The 3,150-nt window shown below is 64.2% G+C and carries 6 protein-coding genes and 1 pseudogene; 4 read left to right on the forward strand and 3 right to left on the reverse strand.

Translation table 11 applies throughout. The annotated features are described in order from the left end of the window. From ACEN88_RS27845 to ACEN88_RS27855, 3 genes are all read left to right on the forward strand, one after another. On the forward strand, positions 1 to 354 hold a 354-nt coding region (locus tag ACEN88_RS27845; protein ID WP_413344857.1), incomplete at its 5' end, for a PhzF family phenazine biosynthesis protein. A gap of 64 nt (positions 355 to 418) precedes the next feature. Then, positions 419 to 769 carry a TfoX/Sxy family protein gene (locus ACEN88_RS27850; RefSeq protein ID WP_413344859.1) on the forward strand — a complete coding sequence of 117 codons (351 nt, stop codon included), beginning with the start codon at positions 419 to 421 and terminating at the stop codon, positions 767 to 769. Positions 770 to 885: 116 nt separating this feature from the next. Continuing rightward, positions 886 to 1,446 (forward strand): hypothetical protein, encoded by a 561-nt coding sequence (locus tag ACEN88_RS27855; protein ID WP_413344861.1) that lies wholly within the window; start codon positions 886 to 888, stop codon positions 1,444 to 1,446. Here ACEN88_RS27855 and ACEN88_RS27860 read toward each other — a convergent pair. Together ACEN88_RS27860 and ACEN88_RS27865 are read right to left on the reverse strand one after the other, a co-directional pair. After that, entirely contained in the window at positions 1,443 to 1,727 is a 285-nt protein-coding gene (locus ACEN88_RS27860; protein WP_413344863.1) for a hypothetical protein, read from the reverse strand. The genes ACEN88_RS27855 and ACEN88_RS27860 overlap by 4 nt on opposite strands. A 94-nt stretch (positions 1,728 to 1,821) precedes the next feature. After that, positions 1,822 to 2,037, reverse strand: coding sequence for a DUF3079 domain-containing protein (locus ACEN88_RS27865; RefSeq protein ID WP_413344865.1), 216 nt, complete (start codon positions 2,035 to 2,037; stop codon positions 1,822 to 1,824). 140 nt (positions 2,038 to 2,177) lie between these two features. Between ACEN88_RS27865 and ACEN88_RS27870 the strand changes: the two genes are divergently transcribed. Continuing rightward, the gene (locus ACEN88_RS27870; RefSeq protein WP_413344867.1) at positions 2,178 to 2,912 is read left to right on the forward strand and encodes a hypothetical protein; all 735 of its coding nucleotides are present in this window, start codon (positions 2,178 to 2,180) and stop codon (positions 2,910 to 2,912) included. Between the two features lie 21 nt (positions 2,913 to 2,933). Here ACEN88_RS27870 and ACEN88_RS27875 read toward each other — a convergent pair. Next, positions 2,934 to 3,150: pseudogene (locus ACEN88_RS27875) on the reverse strand (hypothetical protein); the annotation flags it as partial.

A 3,150-nucleotide genomic window follows, 5' to 3' on the forward strand; every position in this document is an offset into this window, starting at 1 on the left:
GTGCTGGCCGCCGCGCCCGACCTGGCCCGCATGAAGGCGCACGATGCCGCAACCGGCAACACGGGCGTGATCGTCTTCGGCCCGCATCCCGACGGCGCCGCCGCGCGCATCGAGGTCCGCGCATTCGCTCCGGCGCACGGCGTGGACGAAGACCCCGTCTGCGGCAGCGGCAACGGGTCCATCGCCGCGTATTTGCGGCACACGGGCCAGGCCGACGCGTTCGGCCGGGACTTCCTGTCCAGCCAGGGCGCCGCGCTGGGCCGGGCCGGCATCCTGCGCCTGCAGATCGCCGACGATGCGATCCGGGTGGGCGGCAACGCCGTCACCTGCGTCGACGGTCACCTGGCGTTCTGAGGTCTTGATCGAACCGCCGCGCCGAGCTACGCTGGCGCTTTCGATCACGGCACGGAGAACGCGCATGGCAACGGACAGGAGCTTCATCGACTACGTCGCGGAAGTGGTGGGTTTGGGGGCGCGGCTGACGCACCGGAAGATGTTCGGCGAATACGCGCTGTACGTCGACGACAAGGTGGTCGCCTTCGCCTGCGACGGCAGCCTGTTCGTCAAGCCGTCCGACGCCGCCGCGAGGCTCGCGCCCGACCTGCCGCAAGGGCCGCCCTACCCCGGCGCCAAGGACTATCCGATCGCCGACGAATTGCTGGACGAGCCGGACGCGCTGCGCCGCCTGCTGCTCGAGACGGCGGCGATCATGCCGCCGCCGAAGCCGAAGAAGCCGGCCGCACCGCGGGCGAAACGGGGTGCTGGCTGAGCGCGCGATAACACCGTCTGGCGCCCGAATAACGCCGTTCGTCGCAAACGGCGGGCCAACCGTGTGCCGCTTGCGCTATCGTCCTCCGCAATCCTCAACCGGCTTTCGGAACAACCATGAACACGATCCGCGTCATCCTCTGCGCCACCGCCGTCCTCGCGACCACGACCTTTGCCCATGCCGGTCCATCCGGCGAAACCCGCCACAGCTCGACCATCTCGATCGACGCCCATGAGGGCGATGGCCCCGAGCGTTTCGGTCCGCGCCAGAAGCCCGCGTCGGGGCAGCCTTACGTGCAGTCGACGAGCCGGTGGACCGAATTGATGTTGAAGGACGATGCGGTGGTCATGCAGCTCACCGATTACGGCATGAAGCAGATCGGCGAGCCGCAGGACGCGCGCGACAAGGACGAAGGCTTCCTGGGCAACATGCTGAAGACGATGGCGCTCAGCGGCGTCAGGCAGTTACTCGACCGCAGCCTGGCGCTGTCGCTGGCCGACATGCGCTCCGCGCTGGTTCGACGCGGCGAAGTCGTCCTCGTCACGTGCCAGGGCAAGGAAGTCTTCAACAAGGTGAAGATCAACGAGCAGGTACAGACCTATCCGCAGGATCAGGCGGAGGAGTTCGTCAAGAACATCAACCGGCAGCGGGAAAAGTTCCCCGCATGCCGAACCTAGGCCCGGCGCCGCAAGCGCTTATCGTAAGCGCGCGCATAACCGTCGACGACGTGCGCCGGCAACATGGTCGCGATGCCGTGCAGGATGAGCGGCAGCAGCACGAACTCGTCGATCGTGCCAAGCACGGGCACCGCGACATTCAACGGCTCCACCGCGAACAAGGCGAGGCCGGCCAGTGCCGGCACCAGCCATCCGGGGCGATGTTCGTGCCGGACGGCGTACCACAGCAGGCGCAGATCCTGGCCGGCGACGGTGCGCCACAGTGCAATGAGACGTTTCAAGGAGGCCTCCATGGCTCGGGACGTGTCGGTAGCCCGTACATGGGTCGTACTGGGCCCGAACGCAATAGGCCACCGAAAAAATAACGGTGCGCGCCTACCGCTTTTCCTTGGCGTCGACTTGTGATCCAGGATCGCCGTCATTTTTCGAATCGAGTCCCCACTCCTGCCAGTCCTCGCCGAATAATTCGACCGGGTGCTGCGTGCGCACCGAGCCGTTTCCGCATGCAAGTGAATCTGCAGGGCAATATTTGTCGCATCCCCAGCAAACACGCTCCGGGTGTACGGGATAAATGGGAAATTTTTTTGCCATGTATCGAGTATGGTGAGTTGTGCAATGATTTTCCTTAATCTATGTCAACTCATTCCGAAACCAATCAGAGTAGCTCATGCGCTCCAGCAAACGCCAAGGTCCCCATGCGATTCTTCTCCAGGCCGATTTCCCGTGGAATCGTGCTGCTCCTGATGCTGAATGCCATCCCCACATACGATACGATGTTCGACAGCTACCGCCCTTCCTGGACTGCCCTCGGCAGAGATGATCTGGAAGATCGAACCGGCACCTTCGTGCGGCTGAAGGAGGACGTCGTGTTCGCCGTCAACCTCGACAGCTTTGACGTTCGCTTCAAAGAGCGTTGGCATCGCCTGCGGATCGGCTACCCGTTCAGTCCCGTCACGATCGACTTCGAACAAAGAAAGAAGCAGGTCCAGGGGCGTATCGAGACGAACTGGCTCTTCATGAAGCTTGGGATCACCGGCGTCCTGTGGGCATTGTTGGAGTTGTGTCTGTCGCTCATAAAACGTGAGCGCCGCGTCGTCCACGACGATGCCCCCACGCGTAGCCTGAACAACGCCTTCATGCACGGGGTCGCGGCATATTCCGCGTTTGCGTCGGCGCCACTCTTCCATAGCAACCTGACCTGGTTGGCGGCCGCGGCGATCTGCGTGTACGCGGGGTGGCACCGCCGGGCGAACCTGGCCGCTTTCCTCGGTGGGATTGTCGTGGCCGTCGTCGGCTGGACCACCACCGGAGTCTTGCGTTCGCCCGACGTCGACGCAAATACCTTCCTCGTGGTCCCGTTCGCGTTGCTGGTCCTCGTGCCGCAAGCACTTGCGGCTTATGTCGTTGGCCGGGCCGTCTTCACGATAGTGCGACGACGCCGCGACCGCATGCAACGTGACGCTTGACCGTGCACCGATCCGGCGCCGTCACCGTCCCGCCCGATAGCTGCAGCTCTTCAAGGAACCGTGGGCAGGATCCCCGAACGTGGCGTTCGAGCAGGTCACGGGACCGGTCAACACCTTGGTCACGTTTTTGGTTTCGGTACCGTAACGCACCCGATTGGTTCCGCTGAGCTGGCAGATGGCGCCCTCGCCCGCGCACGGCGTCCAGGCGCTCGCCGCGGCGGTTTTCGCCTGCGCGGCC

Source organism: Massilia sp. CT11-108 (genome assembly GCF_047302915.1).
In the GTDB taxonomy this organism is placed as follows: Bacteria; Pseudomonadota; Gammaproteobacteria; order Burkholderiales; family Burkholderiaceae_D; genus Telluria; species Telluria orientalis.

Bases quoted from the DNA above. Each gene is read 5' to 3' on its own strand.
- ACEN88_RS27855 (WP_413344861.1), top strand. From the start codon at position 886: ATGAACACGATCCGCGTCATCCTCTGCGCCACCGCCGTCCTCGCGACC.
- ACEN88_RS27850 (WP_413344859.1), top strand. From the start codon at position 419: ATGGCAACGGACAGGAGCTTCATCGACTACGTCGCGGAAGTGGTGGGT.
- ACEN88_RS27865 (WP_413344865.1), bottom strand. From the start codon at position 2,037: ATGGCAAAAAAATTTCCCATTTATCCCGTACACCCGGAGCGTGTTTGC.